Origin of the sequence: uncultured Oceanisphaera sp., assembly GCF_947495715.1 — a bacterium.
In the GTDB taxonomy this organism is placed as follows: domain Bacteria; phylum Pseudomonadota; class Gammaproteobacteria; order Enterobacterales; family Aeromonadaceae; genus Oceanimonas; species Oceanimonas sediminis.
In genome coordinates this window covers 44,251-69,298 of the sequence record NZ_CANLZU010000017.1, presented here as the reverse complement: position 1 = coordinate 69,298, position 25,048 = coordinate 44,251, and the positions used below count along the sequence as shown (strand labels likewise).

The following is a 25,048-nucleotide window of genomic DNA, read 5'->3' as shown; positions in this document are numbered from 1 at the left end:
AATCCCATGCAGGAAGAAATCAAAGCCAGTTTTACCGAAAGCATTCAAACCAAAATCGCCGCCGCCGAGGCGCTGCCGGACGATATTCTGGCCGCCGCCCAGATGATGGTGATGTGCCTGCTCAACGGCAACAAGCTACTGGCCTGTGGCAACGGGGGCTCCAATGCCCTGGCGCAGCTGTTTGTCAGCGAGCTGATGAACCGCTACGAAACCGAGCGCCCGGCCTTGCCCGCCCTTTGCCTGACCCTGGATACCAGCAGCATCAGCGCCATTGCGGTCGATCAGCATTTCGACGAGGCCTATGCCCGCCAGATCCGCGCCCTGGGCCAGACCGGCGACGTCTTGGTGGTGATCTCCACCAGTGGCAACAGCCGTAACCTGATCAAGGCCGCCGAAGCCGCGCTCAGCCGGGACATGACCATAGTGGCATTGAGCGGCGGTGACGGCGGCGAGCTCGCCGGCCTGCTGGGCCCCAACGACGTGGAAATCCGGGTACCGGCGCTGCGGGCACCGCGCATTCACGAGGTTAACCTGCTGACCCTGCATTGCCTGTGCGATCTGATCGATCGCACGCTGTTCCCTCAACAGGAAGATGAATGATGAAACGAGGATATACGCTGATACTGGCTTCAACGCTGCTGCTGCAAGGCTGTGCCGGCGTCATGCTGGCCGGCGCCGGCACCGGCGTCAATTCCGCCACCGACCGTCGAACCCTGGGCACGCAGCTCAGCGATCAGACCATCGATATGCGTGCCCTGCACCGGCTCGGCGCCACCAAACCCTTGTGGGATGACAGCCGGCTCGCGCTGATCACCACCAACGGCAAGGCACTGCTGATCGGCCAGACGCCAACCGAAGCTTATCGTCAACAGGCGGAAGAAATCGTCCGGGGCGTCCCCGGGGTTGCCGAAGTATTCAACGAGGTGCGTATCGGCAAGCCGGTCGAGCTGGCGGGCCGCAGTCAGGACACCTGGCTGACCTCCAAGGTCAAAAGCACCCTGCTGGCCGAAAAAAATATCGACGGTACCAAAATCAAGGTAGTGACCGAAAATGGCGAGGTGTTTCTGATCGGCCTGGTTACCCAGAAGGAAGCCGACATCTCGGTGCAGCTGACCCGCAATATCAGCGGCGTGAAACGGGTGATTACCGTGTTCGAATTTGTGCAGGCGGCGCCTTAGACCACCTGAGGAGTGAAGAGGATGCCTCCTCTTCCTGTCACGCAGACATAAAAAAACGCAGCCAATTGGCTGCGTTTTTTTATTTAATCACCCGAAGGGTGGGCTTGCCTTTCTTCGGTGCAGAAGCACCAGGCTCCGGTGCCGGTGGCGTATCGGCTTCATCTGCCGTTACCTCGTCGGCAGCAGCCAACCAGGCTTCATAGGCCGGCTCCGGCGGGAAAAAGGTGCCGGCACCGTTTTCCCGCGCCTGAATCGACATCACGGCCGCCATCGGCACATATACCTGGAACGGCGAGCCGCCGAAACGGGCACTGAAGGTGACCGCGTCGTTGTCCATGTGCAGGCCGACCACCGCCTGAGGGGCGATACTCAACACTATCTGTCCGTCCTGCACATACTGGTGCGGCACCGTGGTGTGAGCCACTTCGGCATTGACCAGCAGATGCGGCGTCAGTTCGTTATCCAGCAGCCAGTCATAGAAAGCGCGCAGCAAATAGGGCCGGCTGGGCGTCATCTCATCCATACTCAGACCTTACCGCCGATATCACGTTCGTCTTCGGTCAGCGAAGCCTGGAAGGAATCACGCTCGAACAGACGGATCATGTAACCCTTCAGCTCTTTGGCGCCACGACCGGACAGCTCGATACCCAGAGACGGCAAACGCCACAGCAGGGGAGCCATGTAGCAATCTACCAGGCTGAACTCCTCGCTCATGAAGTAGGGATACTCGGCAAATACCGGCGCGATGGCCAACAGGGCTTCACGCAGTTCCTTACGGGCATCGTCCGCCTTTTCATTACGCTGAATGCGCTTGACCAGCGAGTACCAGTCTTGCTGTATACGATGCATCATCAGGCGGCTGGTGCCACGAGCAACCGGATATACCGGCATCAGGGGCGGATGAGGAAAACGCTCATCCAGATATTCCATGATGATATGAGATTCGTAAAGCACCAACTCCCGGTCGACCAGGGTCGGCAGAGTGCCGTAAGGGTTCAGCTCCAGCATATCCTCGGGCAGGTTGTCAGGTTCAACATGGCTGATCTCGACACTCACCCCTTTTTCTGCCAGGACGATACGTACTTGGTGGCTGTAAATATCTTCAGCCCCTGAAAACAGCGTCATGATGGAACGCTTATTAGCTGCAACTGCCATTGAATCCTCCGCAAATCATAAATAGGAACGGCAATGGAACATATTGCCCCATTGCCGTTCCCCTGCCTAGCTTAGACGACGCTTAATCAGTGTACGTCACGCCAGTATTCTTTCTTCAGCATGTAGGCAAAGATGAAGAAGATAACCAGGAAACCCAGCACCCAGTAGCCCAGGCGCTGACGTTCCAGCTTCATCGGCTCACCGGAATAGACCAGGAAGTTGACAATATCCAGTACCGCATTGTCGTACTCGCCGGGGGTCAGCTCACCGTTACCTTCACTTTCGATACCCACGGGTGTTGCCACCTCATGGCCGTCCACTGTGTGCATTTCGGTTTTCAGATTGGCACTACCCTGCAGCGGCTCCAGAACATGGGGCATGCCCACGGACGGGAACACCAGGTTGTTCACCCCGAACGGACGGCTGTCGTCCTTGTAGAAGGAACGCAGATAGGTATACAGCCAGTCGGCACCACGAACCCGGGCGACCAGAGTCAGGTCGGGCGGCGGTGCGCCAAACCAGTTGGCCGCGTCTTTCTCGGGTATGGCATTTTCCATCAGTTCACCGATACCGACACCGGTGAAATTCAGGTTGGCCTGCATGATCTCTTCCGGAATACCCAGATCCTCGGCCACCCGGTTATAACGCTGATACTGGGTGCTGTGACAGCCGGAGCAATAGTTCATGAACAACTTGGCACCGTTTTGCAGTGATGCCTTGTCGCTCAGATCATAGTCGGCCTTGTCCAGATGAACATTTCCACCCGCGGCCATGGCCAGTGCCGGCAAAAAGGCAAATACAGCAATGATTAACTTCTTCATTTGAATGTGACCCTCTCTGGCAGCGGCTTGGTTTTCTCGTTTTTGCTGTAGAAGAACAGCAGTACAAAGAAGGCGAAATAGCCAAACGAACAAATCTGGGCCAGCAGCGTCAGCAGCGTGGTAGACGGCAGAGCCCCCAACACACCCAGAACGATGAAGCAGATCACGAACTGAATGATGTTCAGCAGGTGCAGCTTGCTGCGGTAGCGGAATGAACGCACCTTGCAGCGATCCAGCCAGGGCAGTACGAACAGCACGGCAATCGACAGACCCATCAGGATAACGCCGATCAACTTGTCGGGTACGGCGCGCAAAATGGCGTAGAAGGGAGTGAAGTACCATACCGGTGCAATATGCTCCGGGGTCTTCAGACCGTTGGCCGCTTCGAAGTTAGGCGCTTCCAGGAAGTAACCGCCACCTTCAGGCATGAAGAAAATCACGAAGGCAAACAGGAACAGGAAGCCTGCCACGCCCACCACATCCTTGACGGTGTAGTACGGGTGGAACGGAATAGCGTCTTTCGGCCAGCCGTTTTCGTCTTTGTTTTTCTTGATGTCGATGCCGTCGGGGTTGTTGGAACCCACTTCGTGCAGCGCAACGATGTGCAGGAACACCAGAATCACCAGTACCAGCGGCAAGGCAATCACGTGCAGCGCAAAGAAGCGGTTCAGGGTGGCACCGGAAATGACGTAATCACCCCGAATCCACAGGGTCAGATCGTCACCGATGACCGGAATGGCACCGAACAACGAGATGATAACCTGAGCACCCCAGTAGGACATCTGACCCCAGGGCAGCAGATAACCCATGAAGGCCTCGGCCATCAGCACCAGGAAAATCAGCATGCCGAACAGCCACAGCAGCTCACGAGGCTTCTGATAAGAGCCGTAGATCAAACCACGGAACATGTGCAGATACACCACCACGAAGAAGGCGGACGCCCCGGTGGAGTGCATGTAGCGCAGCAACCAGCCGTAATCCACATCACGCATGATGTATTCGACAGAGGCGAAGGCGCCCTCGCCGGACGGGTTGTAGTTCATGGTCAGCCAGATACCGGTCAGGATCTGGTTGACCAGTACCAGCATGGCCAGAGAGCCAAAGAAGTACCAGAAGTTGAAGTTTTTCGGTGCCGGATACTGACCTACGTGCTTGTTGTAGGTCGCCGTCATCGGAATCCGTTCATCGATCCAGGCTACGAGTTTACCCAGCATGATTAGGCTCCTTCCTTGTCGGCACCAACCAGAATGGTGGCGTCATTGACATAGTAATAAGGGGGGATCACCAGGTTCAGCGGAGCGGGTACGCTTTGAAAAACGCGGCCGGCCATATCGAACTTGGAGCCATGACAGGGGCAGAAGAAACCGGAACTGACACCCTGAACCTGTTCGCCGAAAGAATCCGGCAGGTAGGTAGGTGAACAGCCCAGATGGGTGCAGAGCCCCACCGCCACAAACAGTTCGGGTTTAATCGAGCGGTAGCCATTCTGGGCATAGCCGGGTTGTTGCGGCTGCTCGGAAGCAGGATCACGCAACTGGTCATCATGCTTCGGCAGGGCATCCAGGATTTCCTGGGGGCGGCGAACTATCCAGACGGGTTTCCCCCGCCACTCTACCCGGATCAACTGACCGGGTTCGATTTTACTGACATCTACTTCCACCGGGGCCCCTGCCGCTTTCGCTTTTGCGCTGGGATTCCATGAAGTAATAAAAGGCACAGCGGCAAACGCAGCTCCAACCCCACCCACTGCTGTGGTTGACCAGGTCAGAAATCTGCGGCGACCGGTATCAACTGGCGCATTGCTCATCCAAAAACTCTCCCATTTTGGTCTCCGCGCGTTATTGTTCGTTCCATGCATCGAGACGGCTGTGACAACTGCGGCGGATATTATGGTTTCAATTGTCACAAAAACCCCGAAATTCTAAAGAAAATCGCGGTCGTTTACAAGGACGGGTAAAATATCAACAAACATTATTTCGCAGCAAAACCTGTTTTAAAACAAAGAATTGCCTGAGAAACTGTTCTATTTCCTTTAAAGATAAAAAAAGCCCGGGTAAACCCGGGCTTTGATGTAAAACGCAATCCCAATTAACGCTTGGAGAACTGAGGGCGCTTACGTGCTTTATGCAGACCGACTTTCTTACGTTCAACGCGACGAGCGTCACGAGTAACGAAGCCAGCCTTGCGCAGCGAACCGCGCAGGGTTTCGTCGTATTGCATCAGGGCACGAGTAATGCCGTGACGAATAGCGCCGGCCTGACCGGAAATGCCACCACCGGAAACGGTGATGTACAGATCGAAGTTTTCGGTCATCTCGACCAGTTCCAGCGGCTGACGTACCACCATGCGGGCGGTCTCGCGGCCAAAGTACTGTTCCAGTGAGCGCTTGTTGATAACGATGTTACCGCTGCCCTGCTTCACGAATACACGTGCAGTAGAGCTTTTGCGACGACCGGTACCGTAGTATTGAGTTTCTGCCATTTGCCTAATCCCGCCTTAGATGTCCAGTACTTGAGGTTGTTGCGCAGCGTGGTTGTGCTGGCCGCCGACAAAGACTTTCATCTTGCGGAACATAGCACGACCCAGGGGGCCACGGGGCAGCATGCCGCGAACGGCAGACTCAATTACCATCTCGGGCTTGCGTACAATCAGCTTCTCGAAGCTGATGGACTTGATGCCACCCGGAAAACCGGAGTGAGAGTAGTAGATTTTGCCTTCGGCTTTATTGCCGGTTACCTGAATTTTCTCGGCGTTGATCACGACGATGTAATCGCCACAGTCAACGTGCGGAGTAAATTCCGGCTTGTGCTTACCGCGCAGGCGATGAGCAATCTCGGTGGCCAAACGACCCAGAGTTTTGCCCTCTGCATCAACAACATACCAGTCACGCTTTACGGTTTCTGGCTTAGCAACAAAAGTTTTCATGGATAAACCCAAATTACTTAAAATGAATTATACACTTGCGCACATGCGCAAAACACGACAAGACCTGTACCCCTTCGAGCACCAGTCTGTTTACAGTGATGCTGTCTTATCGACAGCTGTGTAACGTGGGCCGAGCGATTATAGGTAAAGTTGCCTTAAAAATCACCTGCTAATTTTAATGCCCATTAAAATTAATCGGTCCGCCCGCCCCTTCCCGGCATCATGCCCGAATACCGGGGCGGGTATTGTGACTAAGGAAGGTGCTCTCTGGCAAGATATTCGTGGGATTGCATTTCAGTCAGTCGCGACAGGCAGCGCTTGAACTCGAAATCGAGCCGCCCCCGACCGTAGAGTTGGGTCATCGGCACCGCCGCCGAGATGATCAACTTGACGTGTCGCTCGTAGAATTCATCCACCATGGCGATAAAACGGCGGGCCGCATCGTCGCTGTCCTGCCCCATGGGCACCACGTTGGCCAGCAGCACCGAATGATAGCACCGTGCCAGCTCGATATAATCGAGCTGGGAGCGCGCCGTGCAACACAACTGCTGAAAGTCGATATGGAGCACACCATCGCCTTCGGCCAGGGTCTTGAGCCGGCGATGGTTGATTTCAATCTCGGCTCCCCGGGTACCGGGCACACTGGTCAGGCTGTCGAAATACCGTTCGAGGTTGGTTTTAGCCTCGGCATCGAGCGGTGAATGATAGATTTCGGCCTGCTCCAGAGTACGCAGTCGGTAATCCACCCCCGAGTCGACGTTGACCACCTCGCAATGCTGCTTGATAAGCGCGATGGCCGGCAGAAAACGAGCCCGCTGCAGCCCGTTGCGATACAGCTCATCGGGAGGAATGTTGGAGGTCGCCACCAGAATCACCCCGTGGCCGAACAGGTACTGGAACAGGGTACCCAGTATCATGGCGTCGGTGATATCGGACACGAAAAACTCGTCGAAACAGATCACCCGGGCCTCACCGGCCAGGCGCTCGGCCACCAGCTTGAGCGGATCCGCCTGCCCCTTCAGGCTCTGCAGCTCGTCATGCACCCGCACCATGAAGCGGTGAAAATGGACCCTGAGCTTGTTATCGAACGGCAGACAGTCGTAGAAGGTGTCCACCAGATAGGTCTTGCCTCGACCGACTCCCCCCCAGAAGTAAAGCCCCTGAATCGACTTCACCGGCTCCGGCTTGTTACCGGTCAGCTTCTGCCAAAGGCTGAGTCGCGGCTGGGCCGTAGGGGGTGCCATCAGCTCGTCAAACAGCCGTTGCAGGTGCGATACCGCCAGGGCCTGAGCCGGATCGTGGACAAAGTCGTGACGGCTGAGATCAGCCTGGTATTTTTTACTCGGGGTCATTAGGGTATATAACAACTTGGCTAAACACGAATGATGACCGCCAGTGTAAATGCCTCTTCACTGCCCGGGCAAGCGCTGCCGGTTACCGGGACTTGATCTCGCCAGCAAAAACCACAATAAATAATGCAGGCCGTATCGGAACTCTTTTTCCCCGACGAGGGTCAGAATGAACTCTTTCTTTTCTTCAAGAATCCATCGATTTAGGAGCATCCGCATGAAACGTCGACTCCCCCTGGTCTCCGCCCTGGCTCTGAGCCTGGGTCTGGCTATGCTGCCCCAGGCTCACGCCGCCCTGCCATTCGGTGCCGGTAGCGACATTCGCAGCCTGGCTCCGGTGCTGGAAAAAGTCACCCCCGGCGTGGTCAATATTTCGGTGTCCGGCAGCAAGGTCAGCCGTCAGGCGCTGCCCGAGCCCTTTCGCTTTTTCTTCGGCCCCAATATTCCCGGCGAACAATTGCAGGAAAGGCCCTTTCAGGCGCTGGGCTCGGGCGTGATCATCGATGCGAAGAAAGGCTATGTGATCACCAATAACCACGTGATCGACGACGCCGATAAAATCATCATCACCCTGATTGACGGCCAGGAATACGAAGCCGAGTTAATCGGCACCGATAAACAGAGCGACATCGCGCTGCTGAAAGTCGAGGCCAAAAATTTGGTCGAAGTCGAATTTGCCGACTCCGACCAGCTCAGGGTCGGAGACTTTGCCATCGCCATCGGCAATCCCTTCGGCCTGGGGCAGACCGTCACTTCCGGTATCATCAGCGCCCTGGGTCGTTCCGGCCTGAACGTGGAGAATCTTGAAAACTTCATTCAGACCGATGCCGCCATCAACTCCGGTAACTCCGGCGGTGCCCTGCTGGATCTGGACGGCAAGCTGGTCGGCATCAATACCGCCATCCTCGGCCCGGGCGGCGGTAACATCGGCATCGGCTTCGCCATTCCCGCCAACATGGTCAAGAACCTGGCCGAGCAAATCCTGGAATACGGCGAGGTCCGCCGCGGGGTGCTGGGAGTGATGGGGGGAGAACTGACCTCGGAGCTGGCGCGTACCTTCGGCTATCGCAGCCAGCACGGCGCCTTTGTCAGTCAGGTACTGGAAAACTCCTCGGCCGACAAAGCCGGGCTGAAAGCCGGTGATATCATCATCAGTCTGGATGACAAGCCCATTCGCTCCTTCGGCGAATTGCGCGCCAAGGTGGCCACCATGGGTGCCGATAAAACCGTCACCCTGGGGCTGTTTCGCGATGGCAAGGAACAGCAGGTCGAAGTGACCCTGTCCCGGGCCGACGAAGAGAACATTCAGGCCAATACCCTGAATGAATCGCTGGAAGGTGCCGAGCTGGCCCAGACCGGCGGTGAAGACAAGATACAGGGCGTCAAGGTAACCGAGGTGACCCCCCGCTCTCCCGCCGCCATGTCCGGCCTGGAAAAAGGTGACATCATTATCGGCGTCAATCGCCAGCGGGTAAAAGACCTGAATGATTTACGCCAGATAGTGCAGAACAAGCCGGAAGTCTTGGCGCTGAATATACAGCGCGGCAACTCCTCAATTTATCTGGTACTCAGATAACTCGGCAAGGCGTGAGGGGTCTTTACCCCTCACGCCTCACCTCTCACTCCTCATGACCCTGTATGTTATGCTGTAGTCATTCGACAACAATCACGACATTCCATGCGGCTAGCCTCTTCTCTCAAGTTTCTGCTTCAGGCCGGGGCCTTCGGCGTCCTGATGGCTCTGATCCTGCTATTGCTGTTTCCGCAACTCAAGACCCAGCCTTTCGAGCACTGGTGGCGTAACCAGCAGGTGGGTGTGTCCAGCTTTTCCTATGCCGCCAGCCGGGCGGGCCCCGCCGTGGTCAATATTTATACCCGCAGCTTTCAACGGGGCAGCGAGTCACCCGAACTCAGCGCCACCGGCCTGGGATCCGGCGTCATCATGTCGGATAAAGGCTATGTACTCACCAATTACCATGTGATTGCCGATGCGGATCAGGTCATCGTTGCCCTGCAGGATGGCCGCATTCTCGCCGGTGACGTCACCGGTTTTGATGTACCCACGGATCTGGCGGTACTGAAAATTACCGCCGGCCAGTTGCCGGAGATCCCTCAGGATAATGAACTCTCGCCTCAGGTCGGCGACATAGTGCTGGCCATCGGTAATCCGTATAACGTGGGCCAGACCATTACTCAGGGCATTATCAGTGCCACCGGCCGCACCGGTTTATCCAGCATGGGGCCGGACAGCAACGGCCGCCAGGATTTGCTGCAGACCGACGCCGCCATCAACGCCGGTAACTCCGGCGGTGCTCTGGTCAACGTCTATGGCGAGATGGTCGGCATCAATACCGCGTCTTTTCAGAGCCTTGCCCACCAAGAAAGCTACGGCATCAACTTCGCCATTCCCTATGCCCTGGCCCACCGCATCATGCAGGAGCTGATTATCAACGGCCGGGTGATCCGCGGCTATCTCGGCATCAGTGGCGCCGATATTCCGCCGATGATGGCACAACTGCTGAAACTGGAAGATCGCAGCGGTATCTATGTGGAAGCGGTCAACGAGCAGGGGCCCGCGGCCAAGGCCGGCATTACCCAGGAAGATGTACTGATGAATATCGATGGCAAGGCCATTCGCAATATGCGCCATGCCATGGACATGATTGCCGAAACCCGTCCCGGCAGCGAAATACAGATAACCCTGCTGCGAGACGGCAAGATACTGACGCTACCGGTGATGATTGAAGAAGATAGCCGCTTTCAGCGCTTGCGGTAAGAGAAAGTGAGGGGTGAGGGGTGAAGGGTGAGGCAAGGATGGTTGACACCTCTCTCCTTACACCTCACCCCTCACAATCAGTTACGCCTTGATACGCGCTATCTTGCCGCCCAGGGCGGACAGCTTGTCTTCGATAAACTCGTAACCCCGGTCGATATGATAGATGCGATCCACTGTTGTGGTGCCCTCGGCCACGAAACCGGCCAGTACCAGGCTGGCAGACGCCCGCAGATCGGTGGCCATCACGGTGGCGCCGGTCAGCTGTTCGGTGTCGTCACAGATCGCCAGGTTGCCGTTCAGCTCGATATGAGCGCCCATGCGATTCAGCTCGGGTACGTGCATGAAGCGGTTTTCGAAGATGGTCTCGGTCACCCTGCCCACCCCCTTGGCCACCGCGTTGAGCACGGTGAACTGGGCCTGCATGTCGGTCGGAAAGGCCGGATACGGCGCCGTCTTGATATCGACCGGCTTCAGTGTGCGACCGGTCATATCCAGGCGAATCCAGTCTTCGCCGGTTTCCACCAGCGCACCCGCATCCTTGAGCTTGACCAGTACCGCTTCCAGCAGGTGCGGGTCGGTATTGCGACAGGTGACATCACCGCCGGTAACCGCCGCGCCGACCAGAAAGGTGCCGGTTTCAATGCGGTCGGGCTGAACCCGATACTCGCCGCCGTGCAACGCCTCGACACCATCGATGATCAGCGTGTCCTGGCCAATGCCCTGAATTCTGGCGCCCAGCGCATTGAGGAAGTTGGCCAGATCGACCACTTCCGGCTCGCGGGCGGCATTTTCGATGATGGTACGGCCTTCGGCCAGCACCGCCGCCATCATCAGGTTTTCGGTACCGGTCACGCTGACCATGTCCATCAGGATATGCGCGCCCTGCAGGCGGCCGTCGACCCGCGCCTTGATGTAACCGTCTTCCACCCGGATCTCGGCCCCCATCTGCTCCAGACCGTGAATATGCAGGTTCACCGGCCGGGCACCGATGGCGCAGCCACCGGGTAGAGAGACGTCGGCCTGGCCAAAGCGGGCCACCAGGGGACCCAGTGCCAGGATGGAGGCACGCATGGTGCGCACCAGCTCGTAAGGCGCTATGTGGCTGTTCACCGCCCCGGAAATAACGATAACGCCATCCTGCTCGCCGACCTTGAGGCCCATGGAGGCCAGCAGCTGCAGCGTGGTGTCCACGTCTTTCAGCTTGGGCACGTTGGACAGGTGCACCGCTTCATCACACAGCAGGGTACCAAAGAGTATCGGCAGCGCGGCATTCTTGGCGCCGGAGATGGTCACTTCGCCGGCAAGCCGGCAAGGTCCCTGAATTTCAAATTTATCCATTTCGGTTCCTGCTCAGGAAGGCATTATAAATTTTCGTTCCCGCGCCCATTGCTCGGGAGTAAAGGTCTTCACGGTCAACGCATGGATGGTGTTCTGGGCGATCAGTTCCATCAGAGGACCATTGATCGCCTGCTGCCGCTTGACCCGGCTCATGTCGGAAAAATCGGCCGATACCGCAATCACCTCGAAATGACTGCCTTCGCTTTTGATATAGAGTTCGTCCAGGGGCAGGGCCTGCCGCAGTAAACGTTCGACTTCGTTATTCAGATCCATGTTGGCTCCCGCTCATGTTAGCTCTCGGCTGTATTGTCGGTCAGTTCAAACAGCGAACTGACACCGTATAAATCGGCCAGTGGATAAAAACTGGTCGGGGGGGATATCAGGGTCAGCGCCTTGTTGCCGGCGGCCAGCGCCTGACTCCATTGCACCAGAAAAGCCAGGCCGACCGAATCGATCTGCTTCAATTTGCTCAGGTCTGCCCGCTCGGCACCGAACAGGGTATTACGTTCGGCCCAGTAGGCCGGCAGCATATCCCGTGTCAGTTCCCGTTCGAGTTTCATTGGGTTCTTTCCAGCGGCGTCACCGGCTTATCGGTGTGCGCCTGCAGCTGAAGAGTGACCTTGTCGATGCCGTTCTGACGGATAAGGCCGCTCAGCTCGGCCTGCTTGGCAGACAGCAGGCTGATGCCCTCGGCCACCATGTCGAACACCCGCCACTCACCGGTGCGGCCGTTCTGGCGCAGTTTGAACTCCAGTTTGATGGCCGGCTGGTTCGTCTCCAGCACCGACACCGGCACCGAGACCAGCTTTTCGCCCTTGGCGACGCTACCGGTACCTATGTCCAGCTGCTGCTCCTTGTAGGCCGCCAGGGCATCGGCATAGGTCACCACCAGGTAGTCGCTGAAGGCGGCAACAAAACGATCCCGTTGTTCGGGCGTGGTGTTGTTGAGCTGATTACCGATCACCCGGTAGGCGGAAAAACGCACATCCACCGCCGGCAGCATTTCTTCCCGCACTATGGTGCGCAGGTATTCCGGGTTGGCCTTGATTTGTGCCTGCTGTCGACTCAGTCGGTCAAAGGTACTCTGGGCGACTTCGTTCACCAGCACATAAGGATTGTCCAGCGAGATGGCACTGGCCAGCGGGGCCCAGAGCCCGGCCAGCATCAACAGCCCCGATATCAGTAATTTTTTCATTATTGGCTCCTAGGGAGTGGGCTTCGGCTCAGTTGTCGCCGATGGAATAAATGAACTTGCCAATCAGCTCTTCCAAGACCAGCGCCGATTGGGTATCCGTTATGGTGTCGCCGTCCTTGAGCATGCCGATGCCCATGTCCTCATCGGCAAAACCGGGGGTCAGCCCCAGATACTGCTCACCAAGCAGACCCGAGGTCTGAATGGCCGCCGTGCTGCTTTCGGAAAATTCACCGGCGCTGCGGCCGACCGTCAGCGTCACCACCGGCACCTGATCCTTTGCGTCCAGGCTTATCTGCGTGACTCGTCCCACCACCACGCCGCCTACCTTGACCGGAGAACGCACCTTGAGGCCTCCGATATTATCGAACTTGGCATAGAGGGTATAGCTTTCTCCCTGACCATTGACGCTGACACCGGCGACCTTGAACGCCAGCAGCAGCAAGGCGCCGATACCGGCCAGCATAAAGCAGCCGACGCTGAATTCCAGTTTGCTGTATTTCATTGTTATTTACCCGAACATGACGGCGGTAAGGGCGAAATCGAGCCCCAGTACCGCCAGAGAAGAATGAACCACGGTACGCGTCGTGGCCTGACTGATCCCGGCCGCCGTCGGCTGTGCATCGAAACCGTTAAACAGGGCAATCCAGGTCACCACCAGGGCAAACACCAGACTCTTGATCACCCCCTGCATGATGTCCTGCTGCCAGTCGACCGCCGCCTGCATCGTCGACCAGAAACCACCTTCGTCAACCCCCAGCCAATCCACACCTACCAGCTTGGCGCCCCAGATGCCGATCAGGCTGAACATCAGCGCCAGCAAGGGCATGCTGATCACACCGGCCCAGAAACGCGGCGCCACCACTCGGCGCAGGGGATCTATGCCCATCATCTCCAGGCTGGAGAGCTGCTCGGTCGCCTTCATCAGTCCAAGCTCGGCGGTCAGTGCCGACCCGGCCCGCCCGGCAAACAGCAGCCCGGTCACCACAGGACCCAGTTCCCGCAGCAGCGACAAGGACACCAGCGGGCCCAGGCTGCCTTCGGCACCGAAGTCGACCAGCACGTTGTAGCCCTGCAGCGCCAATACCATGCCGATAAAAATGCCCGACACCAGGATAATGGCCACCGACTGCACGCCCACTATCTGTAATTGCTGTACCAGTAATGGAAAGTGTTTTCCGGGTTGTGGCCGCCCTACCAGCGCATGCATCAGCATGATGCCGGCGCGTCCGCTGGCGGCTATGCCCACCATTCCCTGTCGTCCCAGCCGCCCTATCATATCAATCAACATTGGTTAACGACTCCCTGAAAGAAGGCGCCGGGTAATGAAACGCCACCGGACCATCCGCCTGCCCCTGCAAAAACTGAATCACCTGCGCATCGGTATGCTCACGCAGCTCATCCGGTGTGCCGGCGGCAATCACCTTCTTATTGGCGATGATATAGGCGTAATCGGCAATATTCATCACCTCATCCACGTCATGGGTCACCACGATGGAGGTCAGCCCCTGGGCCCGGTTCAGCTCGGCGATCAGCTTGACCAGCACCGCCATGCTGATGGGATCCTGACCGGCAAAGGGTTCATCATACATGATCAGCTCGGGATCCTGTGCAATCGCCCGCGCCAACGCCGCCCGCCGCCCCATACCGCCGGACAGTTCGGACGGCATCAGCCTGGCCGCGCCACGCAGACCCACCGCTTCCAGCTTCATCATTACCAGGGTACGAATCATGGCTTCCGGCAGGCCGCTGTGCTCGCGCAGCGGAAACGCCACGTTGTCGAATACCGACATGCCGGTGAACAGGGCGCCGCTCTGAAACAGCATGCCCATGCGCTGGCGCACCTGATAGAGACGGGAGCGGCCCATAGCGGGAATCGATTCGCCATCAAACAGCACATCACCGCTGCTCGGCTTGATCTGGCCACCGATCAGGCGCAACAGGGTGGTTTTACCGATACCGCTCGGGCCCATGATGGCGGTGATTTTGCCTTTCGGGATCTGCAGATTAATCCGGTCATACAGGGTCCGGTCGCCATGGCTGAAGCAAAGATCCCTTATTTCGACGAGGCTCTGGCTCAAACTGATTCCCCAATGAAAAGAAGGAATTGTATGAGTTCCCCGCAGGATGGGCAACCAAGCCGACTGCTTTTCCTTTGCCGATGCGCCATTCCCTGCCCGCTTATACCCTTCACATTAAGAATTCGATCTTTTTGACTGCGATATCAATCCCGGACAAAGGGCCCGCTTTGCCGACTCGCTCAAGCACCATCCATGTGACGCTCAGCACATGACATCCGACCGCCATGGACGGCGGGAGTGCCAGCATTGCAGGAGCTTTTGTTGGCCCTGTCATGTGATGGTCGGCGAAGCAGATCCCCTTGCCCTCCCAGATGCTCCGGCGTTGCCTGTAGATACCATCTGCGGGCAACTCGGTGTTCCTGAAGAGGCAACAGAGAACGGCTCCCACTGCCGTGAAATGCCAAGGACGGCATTTCCGAGCCCCCATGGATGGGTTCATGGCGTGTAGTGGGAGGTGGCTGTGTTACCTCTGACGCTCCGGTTTAATATAATTGGTATTACTGCCTATCGGCAGGTGAAGCTCGCTCCGCTCTACCGTTTTTATTACATCAGTCGCTTATCGGCACAAGCTTTTCTATAATGGCGCCGCCTAAGGTGTGGAGAAAGCTATGACTGCAGAATTTGATTATCGAAAAACCGCCAAGCAGGTACTGGATATTGAAAAGGCGGCCATCGATGGCCTTTATCAATATCTGGACCAGGCGTTCAATCATGCCTGCCGGCTGATGTTCCAGTGCCCGGGGAAAATCATCGTCACCGGCATGGGTAAATCCGGGCATATCGCCAATAAAATCGCCGCTACCCTGGCCAGTACCGGCACGCCCGCCTTTTTCGTGCATCCGGGCGAGGCCAGCCATGGGGATCTCGGCATGATCGGCAAGGACGATGTGGTGCTGGCCCTGTCCAACTCGGGTGAGAGCAGCGAAATCATTTCTCTGCTGCCGGTGCTCAAGCGCCGCGGGCTGCCGTTGATCTGTCTGACCGGCAACCCCGCCTCCACCATGGCACGAGAAGCCAACGTGCATCTGTGCACCCGGGTGGAGCAGGAAGCCTGCCCGCTTGGCCTGGCTCCGACCGCCAGCACCACCGCCGCCCTGGTGATGGGCGACGCCCTTGCCGTTTCCCTGCTGGAAGCCCGCGGCTTTACCGCCGATGACTTCGCCCTCAGTCACCCCGGCGGCGCCCTCGGCAAGCGCCTGCTGCTGCGGGTGGGCGATGTGATGCACAAAGACGATCAGGTACCGAAAGTCGGACTGGACACACTGATTATCGACGCACTACTGGAAATCGGCCGCACCGGTCTGGGCTTTACCGCCGTGGTCGATGACCGGCAAAAACTGGTGGGTATCTACACCGATGGCGACCTGCGCCGCACCCTGGATCATAAAATCGATCTGCATCACACTTGCATCGCACAGGTGATGACCCGCAGCTGTACCACGGTACACGCCGCCATGCTGGTGGCAGAAGCGGTCAATCTGATGGAAGAAAAGAAAATAAGCGGTCTGCTGGTGCTGGATGAACAACAGCATCCGGTGGGCGCCTTCAACATGCACGATCTGTTACGCGCAGGAGTGATCTGATGCAACAACCAAGCCTTTACGGCCCGGTGGCCGGCGACGTCTGGCAGCGGATGGCCGGGATAAAACTGCTGATCTGCGATGTGGACGGCGTGCTGTCCGACGGCATGATCTATCTCGGTAATCAGGGTGAAGAATACAAGAGCTTCTGCACCAAGGACGGTTTCGGCATCAAGGCGCTGCTCAACGCCGGTATTCAGGTGGCGGTAATCACCGGGCGGGACTCCCGCATCGTCAGCGAGCGCATGGCCTCCCTCGGGGTCACCCATGTTTATCAGGGTCAGAGCGACAAGATACACAGCTATCGTGCCCTGCTGGATACCCTCAAGCTCGGACCGGAGCATGTCGCCTATATTGGCGATGACGTGGTCGATTTGACGGTGATGCTGGACTGTGGCCTGGGCGTGGCGGTGGCCGATGCTCACCCGCTGGTGCTGCGACAGGCCGACTATGTTACCCGCATCGACGGCGGCCGAGGCGCGGTGCGCGAAGTATGCGACCTGCTGCTTGAGGCGCGGGGCGAGCTGGAACAGGCCAGGGGCATGAGCCTGTGAGCCGCCAGACCTGGTGGTTTGGTGGCCTGTTTCTGGTCGCGCTGGTCTGCTGGCAGTGGTTTCGGCCGGTCACCGATGCCCCGGTCAATCAGCAGGATTATCAGCCGGATTTTATTGCCAAAAACCTGCGCAGCGTGCAATACAACCAGCTGGGTCTGCCCTACCGCGGACTGGATGCGGAATATGCGGAGTACTACCAACCGCTGGCCATGACCCTGATGGAAAAACCTGTTATCTTGCTCTATTCGCCCGATGGCCAGCCACAATGGCGGCTGAGCGGTGACGAGGGCATGCTCAACACCAATGATAACGCGGTACTGAACGGCACCGTGGTCGGCCGGGGGCTGCAACCGGATGCTCTGGTGAGAACCCTGACCACCGAATATCTGGAACTGGATTTTATTAAGAATCAGCTGCGATCCAACCGGAACGTACAACTGAACAGCCCCACTTATCAGGCCCAGGGCCAGGGGCTGCTGGGCAAGCTTGATCAACAAACGGTGGAATTACTGCATGAAACCCGGGCAACCTACTTTACTCCTTAGCATCGGTGGCCTGCTGGCCCTCGGCCTGAGTCTGGCCGAGGCCAAAGAGGCAGACTTCAACCAGCCGGTGACCATCGATGCCGGTCGTCAGCTGGTGGAGCTGGTCGACAACAAGGTCACCTTCAGCGATAGGGTCGTGGTCAAACAGGGCACCATGGATGTGCGGGCCGACAAACTGGTGGTGATCCGCAACGACCAGGGCCTGCAATCGATGACCGCCCACGGCGCACCGGCCACCTACTATCAGGTGCTCGACAGCGGCCAGCCGGTCAAGGCCGAGGCCCGGGAAATCCACTACGATATGAAGGCACGCACCATTACCCTGCTGAAGGAAGCGAAGCTTACGCAAAACGACAATATCGTGACCGGCTACCGAATCCGCTACCATATCGACAAGGAGCAGATGGAAGCCGAAAGCCAGGGCGGAAAAGACCGCGTCACCACCATTTTTCTGCCCGAACAACTGCAGGACATAAATAAAAAAGAGACGCAGAACTGATCATGGCAACACTGAAAGCCCGCGGGCTGCAGAAGAGTTACAAGGGCCGCCAGGTGGTGGCCGATGTCAGCCTGACCGTCAACACCGGTCAGATCGTCGGCCTGCTCGGTCCCAACGGCGCCGGCAAGACCACCTCCTTCTACATGATAGTGGGCCTGGTACAGCGCGATGCCGGCAGCATCACCATCGACGAACAGGACATCAGCCATGAGCCCATGCATGTGCGAGCCCGGGCCGGTATCGGTTACCTGCCCCAGGAAGCGTCCATTTTTCGGCGCCTGAGCGTGGCCGACAACCTGATGGCGGTGCTCGAAACCCGCCAGGATCTGGATGCCGCCGGCCGCGACGAAAAAATGGAGCAGTTGCTGGAAGAGTTCAATATCACTCATATCCGCGACAGCGCCGGCATGAGCCTGTCCGGTGGCGAGCGCCGCCGGGTGGAAATAGCCCGGGCGCTGGCGGCCGATCCGCGTTTCATTCTGCTGGATGAGCCCTTCGCCGGGGTCGATCCCATCTCGGTGATCGATATCAAGAAAATCATCCTGCACCTGCGTGATCGCGGCCTGGGCGTGCTGATTACCGACCATAACGTGCGTGAGACCCTCGATGTCTGCGAACGGGCCTACATTGTCAGCCACGGTCATCGTATCGCCGCCGGCACACCGACCGAAATACTCGCGAACGAGCAGGTCAAGAAAGTCTATCTTGGTGAACAATTCAGCCTCTGAGCTGGCCCGCTGAAGACCCATGCGGTTGACATAGAAGGACTTTTCTACAATGAAGCCAACTCTTCAGTTACGTCTGGGACAGCAACTGACCATGACCCCCCAGCTGCAACAGGCCATTCGCCTGCTGCAGCTGTCGAGCCTGGAGCTGCAGCAGGAAATTCAGCTGGCCCTGGAAAACAATCCCCTGCTGGAGCAGGAAGAGCCGGACAGCATAGAAGTGGCCGACGGTGGCAGCGACGAGCAAATGGCTGCCGATACCTCCATGGAGCAAAGCCAGCTGTCCGACGAACTGCCGATGGACACTCATTGGGATGATATCTATACCGCCTCCTCCGGCAGCAGTGGTAACGGCGGCCTGCCCGAAGGAATGGAAGATACCGTCTATCAGGGAGAAACCACCGAAACGCTGCAGGATTACCTGCTGTGGCAGATGCAGCTGACCCCCTTCAGTGAAACCGATCAGGCCATCGCCCTGGCCATTATCGACGCCATCGATGACGCCGGTTATCTGACCCAGGATCTGGAAGATATCCTCGCCGCCGTCTCCGGTGGCGACCAGGAAATCGAGGCAGACGAGGTGGAAGCGGTGTTGAAGCGCATTCAGCACTTCGACCCTGTCGGCGTCGCCGCCCGCAGCGTGCAGGAATGCCTGCGCATTCAACTCGAGCACTTTCCCGCCGACACTCCCTGGCTGAACGAGGCCCGCCTGGTGCTTGAGCAACACATGGATCTGCTCGGCAACCGGGACTATCGCACCCTGCAACGTAAAACCAGGCTGAAGGAAGAAGAACTCAGGGATGTGCTGGCCCTGATCCAGCAGCTGGAGCCCAGGCCCGGCAACAGCGTGATTCAGAGCAGTTCCGAGTACGTGATCCCGGATGTGGTGGTGACCAAACGCCAGGACGTCTGGGTTGCCGAACTCAATCATGACGCCATGCCCAGGGTACGGCTGAATCAGACCTACGCCGCCATGGCGCGCCAGCCCAGAAACAGTGAAGACGGCCAGTTTATTCGTAACCATTTGCAGGATGCCAAATGGTTTATCAAGAGCCTGGAAAGCCGAAATGAGACCTTGCTCAAGGTTGCCAATTGTATTGTTGAACAACAACAGGCATTCTTTGAGTACGGGCCCGAGGCCATGAAGCCGATGGTGCTGAATGATGTGGCCGAAGCGGTGGAAATGCACGAATCCACCATCTCCCGGGTGACCACGCAGAAATTCATGCATACCCCCAGAGGGGTGTTCGAGCTGAAGTATTTTTTCTCCAGCCATGTGGGTACCGACAGTGGCGGAGAATGTTCGTCGACGGCAATTCGCGCCCTGATCAGGAAACTGGTCGGTGCGGAAAACCCGGCCAAGCCACTGAGCGACAGTAAAATTGCCCAGTTGCTGGCCGAACAGGGGATACAGGTGGCCAGGCGGACCATCGCCAAGTACCGGGAGTCGCTGGCCATCCCCCCTTCCAATCAGCGTAAGCGCCTGATGTAAAGGCAGATCTAGAAGGAAGACGATATGCAAATAAATCTGACTGGACACCATGTAGAAATCACCGATTCCCTGCGTGACTATGTGAACAGCAAGTTTGCCCGACTGGAGCGTCACTTCGACAACATCACCAATGTACACGTCGTCCTCACCCTGGAAAAATTGCAGCAGGTGGCCGAAGCCAAAATGCATCTCAGCGGCGGTGAAATTTTTGCCAACGCCCAGCATGACGACATGTACGCCGCCATCGATGGCTTGATCGACAAGCTCGATCGCCAGATCATCAAACACAAAGAGAAGCTCAAGCAAAAGTAACCATGGAAGTCGCCGACATACTGAGCAGGGACTGCACCCGCAGTGCAGTCTCCTGCACGAGCAAAAAACGAGCGCTGGAAATCATCAGCGAGCTGGCCGCCCTGCATCTCGATATCAGCAGCCAGCAGCTGTTCGACTGCCTGCTGGCCCGGGAAAAAATGGGCAGCACCGGCATCGGCAACGGTATCGCCATTCCCCATGGCCGTATCAGCAATGACAACCAGGCGACGGCGGTGCTACTCACCTTTGCCGAGCCGGTGGAGTTTGATGCCATCGACAATCAGCCCGTAGGCCTGGTATTCGCCCTGCTGGTACCGGAACAAGAATGTAAGCAGCACCTGAAGACGCTGTCATTGATTGCCGAAAAGCTCAGCAACAAACAGGTCTGCAAGCAGTTGCGCCAGGCCGGCAGCGATGACGAGCTCTATCACATCATGGTGTCTTCCTGAGGAGAACAATATGCAGCTGGTGATCGTCAGTGGTCGTTCGGGCTCGGGTAAAACCGTGGCCCTGCGTGTGCTCGAGGATCTGGGTTATTACTGTGTCGACAACCTGCCCGTCGAGCTGCTGCCCGAGCTGGTACAGATGCGTCGGCGCGAACCCGGTGAGGTGGCGGTCAGCATCGATGTGCGCAACCTACCCGACAGTGCCGACAAACTGGAAGCCTGTCTGGCCGACATCGGCGCCATGGAAGGGGTCAGCCTGTCCAGTATTTTTATCGACGCGGACAATGCCGCCCTGATCCGTCGCTTCGGCGACACTCGCCGGCTGCACCCCTTGTCTCGTCACAGCCTGACCCTGGACGAAGCCATCCGTCAGGAAACCCACCTGCTGGCACCCCTGTCTTCCACCGCCGATCTGCGCATCGACACTTCCGATCTCAGTATTCACGATCTGAGCGAAATTATCCGTGCCCGTATTCTCGGCAAGAAGGAACGGGAACTGAACTGGGTATTCGAGTCTTTCGGCTACAAATACGGTATTTCTCAGGATGCGGATTTCGTGTTCGATGCCCGCTTTCTGCCCAACCCCCACTGGATAGCCGAGTTGCGCCCTTTCAGCGGCCAGGACGAGCCGGTCGCCAGCTACCTGAGCAGCCAGCCCGAGGTCACCAAATACCTGTGGCAGATTGAAAACCTGCTGGTCACCTGGATGCCGCACCTGGAACGCAACAACCGCAGTTACGTGACCGTCGCCATCGGTTGTACCGGTGGCAAGCACAGATCCGTGTATATCGTCGAGCAGCTCGCACAGATATTCCGGCAAATGGGCAAAAGCGTACAACTGCGCCACCGGACCCTGGAAAAGCAACATGACTAGAATCGAGCGGGATCTGCAAATCGTCAACAAGCTCGGGCTCCATGCCCGGGCCGCCATTCAGCTGGTACAGTTAACCCAGCAATTCGATGCCACCGTGACCGTTTGCAACCAGGAAAAACAGGCCCCGGCCAACAGCGTCATGGGCTTGCTGATGCTGGAAACCGCCCAGGGGCACGCCATTCGCGTCGTTGCCGAAGGGCCGGATGCAGAAGCCGCCATGAACGCCGTCTCCCGCCTGGTCGCCGACCGCTTCAACGAATCGGAATAATTCCCCTATCGCCTTCCCCCCGCAGAAGGCTGGAGTCCGGATGACAGAATCATTAGAAAAGCCAAGAACGCAGGATCATCTGGACACCATTACCCAGGCGCTGAACGGCGGCATGTTCGTGCACGTTCGCCGCATGCTGCAACAGATGCGCCCCGGCGACGTCGCCTGGCTGCTGGAATCATCTCCCTCTCCCAGTCGCAAGGTATTGTGGCAGCTGATCGACCCGGATGAATACGGCGAAATCCTGGAAGAGCTGTCGGAGGAAGTCAGAGACGGCATTATCCGGCTGATGGATCCGGGCAAACTGGCCGCCGCACTGGAAGACATGGAGTCGGACGATCTGGCCTATGTACTGCGGGATCTGCCCGAGCAGCTGTTCAATCAGGTACTTACCCAGATGGATGAGCAGGATCGGCAGCGAGCCCAGCAGGCGCTGTCGTATCCGGAAGACACCGCAGGCTCCATCATGAATACCGAGTTCATCACCCTGCGGGCCGATGTCAGCATCGAGGTGGTACTGCGCTACCTGCGCCTGCATACCGAACTGCCGGAGGGCACCGATACGCTGTATGTGGTCGACCAGAATAACCGGCTGCTGGGCGATATTTCCCTCGCCAGCCTGGTGGTGCAGGATCCGGCCACCACGGTTGCCGAGGCCATGGATACCCAGGTGGAAGCCATACCGCTGACCATGACCGACACCGACGTGGCCAACCTGTTCGAGCGTCACGACTGGCTGTCGGCGCCGGTGGTCGATGAGGACTATCAGTTGCTGGGCCGTATCACCATCGATGACGTGGTGGACATCATTCGAGAGGAAGGCGAACACTCGATGATGGGCATGGCCAAGATGGATGATGACGAAGATACCTTCGCGCCGGTACTGACCAGTGCCCGTCGCCGCTCCATCTGGCTCACCGTCAACCTGGGCTCGGCCCTGCTCGCCGCCAGCGTCTCCAACATGTTCGAGGAAACCCTGTCACAGCTGGCTACTCTGGCGATTCTGATGACCATAGTGCCCTCCATGGGCGGTATCGCCGGCAATCAGACCCTGGCATTGGTGATCCGCGGCATGGCGGTCGGCCATATCGGCGACAGCAACGCCCGCTGGCTGCTGACCAAGGAGGCGCTGGTGGGGCTGTTCAACGGCCTGCTGTGGGCGGTGATGGTGGCGGTAGTGGTGAGTCTGTGGAAAGGCAGCTGGGAGATAGGCCTGGTGCTGGCCTCGGCCATGTTCATCAATCTGTCGGTCGCGGGGCTGGCCGGCGCCGCCATTCCGCTGGTGATGCGCAAGCTCAACATCGACCCGGCGCTGGCCGGCTCCATGGCCCTGACCACCGTCACCGACATCGTCGGTCTGTTCTCCTTCCTGGGTCTCTCGACCCTGATATTGCTGCACTGACCGGGGGAATAGGGAATAGCAGTAGATTGGGATAAGCGCAGTAAATCCCAACCCAAGCTCCTGATTACAAAGAGGGAGCAGGGACTGGTGATTAGGGACTCGATCCCGAACTTCCAGTCCCCAGTCCCTAATCCCAATTCCCTGCAGTTACTGCCCTGCGATTTTCATCTCGTCGATCAGTACAGAGCCGGTCTGCAGGCTGGAACGGGTTTCCACGTCGGTGCCGATGGCTTGAATACCCGCAAACATCTGTTTCAGATTGCCGGCGATGGTGATCTCTTCCACCGGATAGGCGATTTCGCCGTTTTCCACCCAGAAGCCGGCCGCGCCGCGGGAATAGTCACCGGTGACAATATTCACGCCCTGGCCCATCATCTCGGTCACCAGCAGGCCGGTACCCATCATCTTCAACAACTGCTCCAGGCTCTGGCCGCTGTTTGCCACCGTCCAGTTGTGAATACCGCCGGCGTGTCCGGTCAGCGCCATGCCGAGCTTGCGGGCCGAATAGCTGGTCAACAGATAGGTTTTAAGCTCACCCTTTTCGATGATGTGGCGCTCTTGAGTACGCACCCCTTCGTTATCAAACGGCGAGCTGGCCAGCCCCTTGTGCAGGTGCGGCTGCTCGTGAATATCGAACCAGTCGGGGAAAATCCGCTCGCCCAGCGCATCGAGCAGAAAGGAAGACTGGCGATACAGGTTACCGCCGCTGATCCCCATCACCAGATGGCCGAACAGGCTGGCGGCCACATCCGGATGAAACAGCACCGGCGCCCGGGTGGTGTCGATTTTGCGACCGCCCAAGCGGCCCAGGGTACGGCTGACCGCTTCGTCCGCCACCTGTTCGGGAGTCCAGAGATCCTCGAAGCTGCGCGCCGAGGTATAGCCGTACTCCCGCTGCATATCGCCATCCTGCTCGCCGATCAGCACGCAGCTCATGCCGAAGCGGCTACCGGCGTAACCCTTGATGAAGCCGTGACTGTTACCGTAAACCTTGATGCCCAGATTACTGGAAAAGCTGGCGCCGTCCGACTGCTTGATACGGGGGTCCCGGCCCAGCGCCTGCTGTTCGCAGCGCAGTGCCAGTTCGATACCGTCGGCAGGCTCAAGCTGACGAGGAAAACACAATTCAAGCTCCGGCGCATCCCAGGCCAGGGTATCGGCATCGGCGATGCCGGCGAAGGGATCGGCGGTGGTATAACGGGAAATATCCAGCGCTGCCGCCACTGTGCGGGCAATGGCATCGGGGCGCAAATCGGACGTGGAGGCCGAGCCCTTGCGGCCATCCCGGTAGACGGCGATCCCTAAGGCCCCGTCCTTGTTGAACTCGATATTTTCCAGTTCACCGTTACGGGTGTTGACCGAAAGCCCGGTCTGCTTGCTGATGGACACTTCGGCGCTGTCGGCGCCCAGTCGTTTGGCGCTGTCCAGGGCCTGCTCTACGGCCAGCTCTAGCTGGCGCTGTTCGGTTTGAATTTCTGCTGGGGTCATGATTCACATCGCTGGCTCAGTTTGGAGTTAGCATAACAGACCCCTGCG

At 57.9% G+C, this 25,048-nt stretch carries 31 protein-coding genes; 15 read left to right on the top strand and 16 right to left on the bottom strand.

What is annotated here, in order from left to right; genetic code table 11:
- Positions 1-6 precede the first annotated feature (6 nt).
- Positions 7-600 carry an SIS domain-containing protein gene (locus Q0753_RS11880; protein WP_298721071.1) on the top strand — a complete coding sequence of 198 codons (594 nt, stop codon included), beginning with the start codon at positions 7-9 and terminating at the stop codon, positions 598-600.
- Positions 597-1,178, top strand: coding sequence for a division/outer membrane stress-associated lipid-binding lipoprotein (gene dolP / locus Q0753_RS11875; protein ID WP_298721068.1), 582 nt, complete (start codon positions 597-599; stop codon positions 1,176-1,178). Before Q0753_RS11880 ends, dolP begins: the two co-directional genes overlap by 4 nt.
- A 79-nt stretch (positions 1,179-1,257) precedes the next feature.
- Here the strand turns inward: dolP and Q0753_RS11870 are convergent, their stop codons facing one another.
- The 8 genes from Q0753_RS11870 to zapE all read right to left on the bottom strand — a co-directional run bounded on the left by Q0753_RS11870 (position 1,258) and on the right by zapE (position 7,431).
- A complete protein-coding gene (locus Q0753_RS11870) occupies positions 1,258-1,692 on the bottom strand; it encodes a ClpXP protease specificity-enhancing factor (RefSeq protein WP_298721206.1) in 435 nt (144 codons plus the stop codon).
- A gap of 11 nt (positions 1,693-1,703) precedes the next feature.
- Positions 1,704-2,333 carry a stringent starvation protein SspA gene (gene sspA, locus Q0753_RS11865; protein ID WP_298721065.1) on the bottom strand — a complete coding sequence of 210 codons (630 nt, stop codon included), beginning with the start codon at positions 2,331-2,333 and terminating at the stop codon, positions 1,704-1,706.
- A gap of 86 nt (positions 2,334-2,419) precedes the next feature.
- Positions 2,420-3,154 carry a cytochrome c1 gene (locus Q0753_RS11860; RefSeq protein ID WP_298721062.1) on the bottom strand — a complete coding sequence of 245 codons (735 nt, stop codon included), beginning with the start codon at positions 3,152-3,154 and terminating at the stop codon, positions 2,420-2,422.
- Positions 3,151-4,368, bottom strand: a complete 1,218-nt coding sequence (locus Q0753_RS11855) for a cytochrome bc complex cytochrome b subunit (protein ID WP_298721058.1) — start codon at positions 4,366-4,368, stop codon at positions 3,151-3,153. Before Q0753_RS11855 ends, Q0753_RS11860 begins: the two co-directional genes overlap by 4 nt.
- 2 nt (positions 4,369-4,370) lie before the next feature.
- Complete coding sequence (gene petA, locus Q0753_RS11850; RefSeq protein WP_298721055.1) at positions 4,371-4,961, bottom strand: ubiquinol-cytochrome c reductase iron-sulfur subunit; 591 nt, start codon at positions 4,959-4,961, stop codon at positions 4,371-4,373.
- 281 nt (positions 4,962-5,242) lie between these two features.
- Positions 5,243-5,635 carry a 30S ribosomal protein S9 gene (rpsI, locus tag Q0753_RS11845; RefSeq protein ID WP_298721054.1) on the bottom strand — a complete coding sequence of 131 codons (393 nt, stop codon included), beginning with the start codon at positions 5,633-5,635 and terminating at the stop codon, positions 5,243-5,245.
- Positions 5,636-5,650: 15 nt separating this feature from the next.
- A complete protein-coding gene (rplM, locus tag Q0753_RS11840) occupies positions 5,651-6,079 on the bottom strand; it encodes a 50S ribosomal protein L13 (protein WP_298721049.1) in 429 nt (142 codons plus the stop codon).
- 251 nt (positions 6,080-6,330) lie between these two features.
- Positions 6,331-7,431: a cell division protein ZapE gene (gene zapE / locus Q0753_RS11835; protein ID WP_298721046.1), complete on the bottom strand. Its 1,101-nt coding sequence runs from the start codon at positions 7,429-7,431 to the stop codon at positions 6,331-6,333.
- Between the two features lie 214 nt (positions 7,432-7,645).
- Here zapE and Q0753_RS11830 point away from each other — a divergent pair, with 214 nt between their 5' ends.
- Together Q0753_RS11830 and degS are read left to right on the top strand one after the other, a co-directional pair.
- On the top strand, positions 7,646-9,004 hold the full coding sequence (locus Q0753_RS11830) for a Do family serine endopeptidase (protein WP_298721043.1): 1,359 nt from the start codon (positions 7,646-7,648) through the stop codon (positions 9,002-9,004).
- A gap of 102 nt (positions 9,005-9,106) precedes the next feature.
- A complete protein-coding gene (degS, locus tag Q0753_RS11825; RefSeq protein ID WP_298721040.1) occupies positions 9,107-10,204 on the top strand; it encodes an outer membrane-stress sensor serine endopeptidase DegS in 1,098 nt (365 codons plus the stop codon).
- An 81-nt stretch (positions 10,205-10,285) separates the two neighbouring features.
- Here degS and murA read toward each other — a convergent pair whose 3' ends face one another.
- From murA to mlaF, 7 genes are read right to left on the bottom strand one after another with little or no spacing between them, the layout of a single operon-like run.
- Positions 10,286-11,542, bottom strand: a complete 1,257-nt coding sequence (gene murA, locus Q0753_RS11820) for a UDP-N-acetylglucosamine 1-carboxyvinyltransferase (RefSeq protein ID WP_298721034.1) — start codon at positions 11,540-11,542, stop codon at positions 10,286-10,288.
- A gap of 12 nt (positions 11,543-11,554) precedes the next feature.
- The gene (locus Q0753_RS11815) at positions 11,555-11,815 is read right to left on the bottom strand and encodes a BolA family protein (protein WP_298721031.1); all 261 of its coding nucleotides are present in this window, start codon (positions 11,813-11,815) and stop codon (positions 11,555-11,557) included.
- 17 nt (positions 11,816-11,832) lie between these two features.
- Positions 11,833-12,102 (bottom strand): STAS domain-containing protein, encoded by a 270-nt coding sequence (locus Q0753_RS11810; protein WP_298721028.1) that lies wholly within the window; start codon positions 12,100-12,102, stop codon positions 11,833-11,835.
- The gene (gene mlaC, locus Q0753_RS11805; protein ID WP_298721204.1) at positions 12,099-12,740 is read right to left on the bottom strand and encodes a phospholipid-binding protein MlaC; all 642 of its coding nucleotides are present in this window, start codon (positions 12,738-12,740) and stop codon (positions 12,099-12,101) included. Before mlaC ends, Q0753_RS11810 begins: the two co-directional genes overlap by 4 nt.
- Positions 12,741-12,765: 25 nt before the next feature.
- Complete coding sequence (gene mlaD / locus Q0753_RS11800) at positions 12,766-13,239, bottom strand: outer membrane lipid asymmetry maintenance protein MlaD (RefSeq protein WP_298721025.1); 474 nt, start codon at positions 13,237-13,239, stop codon at positions 12,766-12,768.
- A 6-nt stretch (positions 13,240-13,245) separates the two neighbouring features.
- Positions 13,246-14,025: a lipid asymmetry maintenance ABC transporter permease subunit MlaE gene (mlaE, locus tag Q0753_RS11795; RefSeq protein WP_298721022.1), complete on the bottom strand. Its 780-nt coding sequence runs from the start codon at positions 14,023-14,025 to the stop codon at positions 13,246-13,248.
- Positions 14,015-14,815, bottom strand: coding sequence for a phospholipid ABC transporter ATP-binding protein MlaF (gene mlaF / locus Q0753_RS11790; RefSeq protein WP_298721019.1), 801 nt, complete (start codon positions 14,813-14,815; stop codon positions 14,015-14,017). The genes mlaE and mlaF overlap by 11 nt, the downstream gene beginning before the upstream one ends.
- 608 nt (positions 14,816-15,423) lie before the next feature.
- Here mlaF and Q0753_RS11785 point away from each other — a divergent pair.
- Genes Q0753_RS11785 through mgtE form a run of 11 tightly spaced genes read left to right on the top strand, consistent with a single transcriptional unit; the run spans position 15,424 to position 23,512 of the window.
- Positions 15,424-16,398 (top strand): KpsF/GutQ family sugar-phosphate isomerase, encoded by a 975-nt coding sequence (locus Q0753_RS11785; RefSeq protein ID WP_298721016.1) that lies wholly within the window; start codon positions 15,424-15,426, stop codon positions 16,396-16,398.
- Positions 16,395-16,949: a 3-deoxy-manno-octulosonate-8-phosphatase KdsC gene (gene kdsC / locus Q0753_RS11780; protein WP_298721201.1), complete on the top strand. Its 555-nt coding sequence runs from the start codon at positions 16,395-16,397 to the stop codon at positions 16,947-16,949. The genes Q0753_RS11785 and kdsC overlap by 4 nt, the downstream gene beginning before the upstream one ends.
- Positions 16,946-17,494 carry an LPS export ABC transporter periplasmic protein LptC gene (gene lptC / locus Q0753_RS11775; RefSeq protein ID WP_298721013.1) on the top strand — a complete coding sequence of 183 codons (549 nt, stop codon included), beginning with the start codon at positions 16,946-16,948 and terminating at the stop codon, positions 17,492-17,494. The genes kdsC and lptC overlap by 4 nt, the downstream gene beginning before the upstream one ends.
- Positions 17,463-17,993: a lipopolysaccharide transport periplasmic protein LptA gene (gene lptA / locus Q0753_RS11770; RefSeq protein WP_298721011.1), complete on the top strand. Its 531-nt coding sequence runs from the start codon at positions 17,463-17,465 to the stop codon at positions 17,991-17,993. The genes lptC and lptA overlap by 32 nt, the downstream gene beginning before the upstream one ends.
- Before the next feature lie 2 nt (positions 17,994-17,995).
- On the top strand, positions 17,996-18,721 hold the full coding sequence (gene lptB / locus Q0753_RS11765) for an LPS export ABC transporter ATP-binding protein (RefSeq protein ID WP_298721008.1): 726 nt from the start codon (positions 17,996-17,998) through the stop codon (positions 18,719-18,721).
- A gap of 49 nt (positions 18,722-18,770) precedes the next feature.
- Entirely contained in the window at positions 18,771-20,210 is a 1,440-nt protein-coding gene (locus Q0753_RS11760) for an RNA polymerase factor sigma-54 (protein ID WP_298721005.1), read from the top strand.
- A 24-nt stretch (positions 20,211-20,234) separates the two neighbouring features.
- Positions 20,235-20,522, top strand: coding sequence for a ribosome hibernation promoting factor (gene hpf, locus Q0753_RS11755; protein ID WP_298721002.1), 288 nt, complete (start codon positions 20,235-20,237; stop codon positions 20,520-20,522).
- 2 nt (positions 20,523-20,524) lie between these two features.
- The gene (gene ptsN / locus Q0753_RS11750) at positions 20,525-20,971 is read left to right on the top strand and encodes a PTS IIA-like nitrogen regulatory protein PtsN (RefSeq protein WP_298720999.1); all 447 of its coding nucleotides are present in this window, start codon (positions 20,525-20,527) and stop codon (positions 20,969-20,971) included.
- Between the two features lie 10 nt (positions 20,972-20,981).
- Positions 20,982-21,842, top strand: coding sequence for an RNase adapter RapZ (rapZ, locus tag Q0753_RS11745; protein ID WP_298720995.1), 861 nt, complete (start codon positions 20,982-20,984; stop codon positions 21,840-21,842).
- The gene (locus tag Q0753_RS11740) at positions 21,835-22,110 is read left to right on the top strand and encodes an HPr family phosphocarrier protein (RefSeq protein WP_298720993.1); all 276 of its coding nucleotides are present in this window, start codon (positions 21,835-21,837) and stop codon (positions 22,108-22,110) included. Before rapZ ends, Q0753_RS11740 begins: the two co-directional genes overlap by 8 nt.
- 40 nt (positions 22,111-22,150) lie before the next feature.
- On the top strand, positions 22,151-23,512 hold the full coding sequence (gene mgtE / locus Q0753_RS11735) for a magnesium transporter (RefSeq protein WP_298720990.1): 1,362 nt from the start codon (positions 22,151-22,153) through the stop codon (positions 23,510-23,512).
- A gap of 147 nt (positions 23,513-23,659) precedes the next feature.
- Here mgtE and pmbA read toward each other — a convergent pair whose 3' ends face one another.
- On the bottom strand, positions 23,660-25,000 hold the full coding sequence (gene pmbA / locus Q0753_RS11730) for a metalloprotease PmbA (protein WP_298720987.1): 1,341 nt from the start codon (positions 24,998-25,000) through the stop codon (positions 23,660-23,662).
- Between the last annotated feature and the right edge of the window lie 48 nt (positions 25,001-25,048).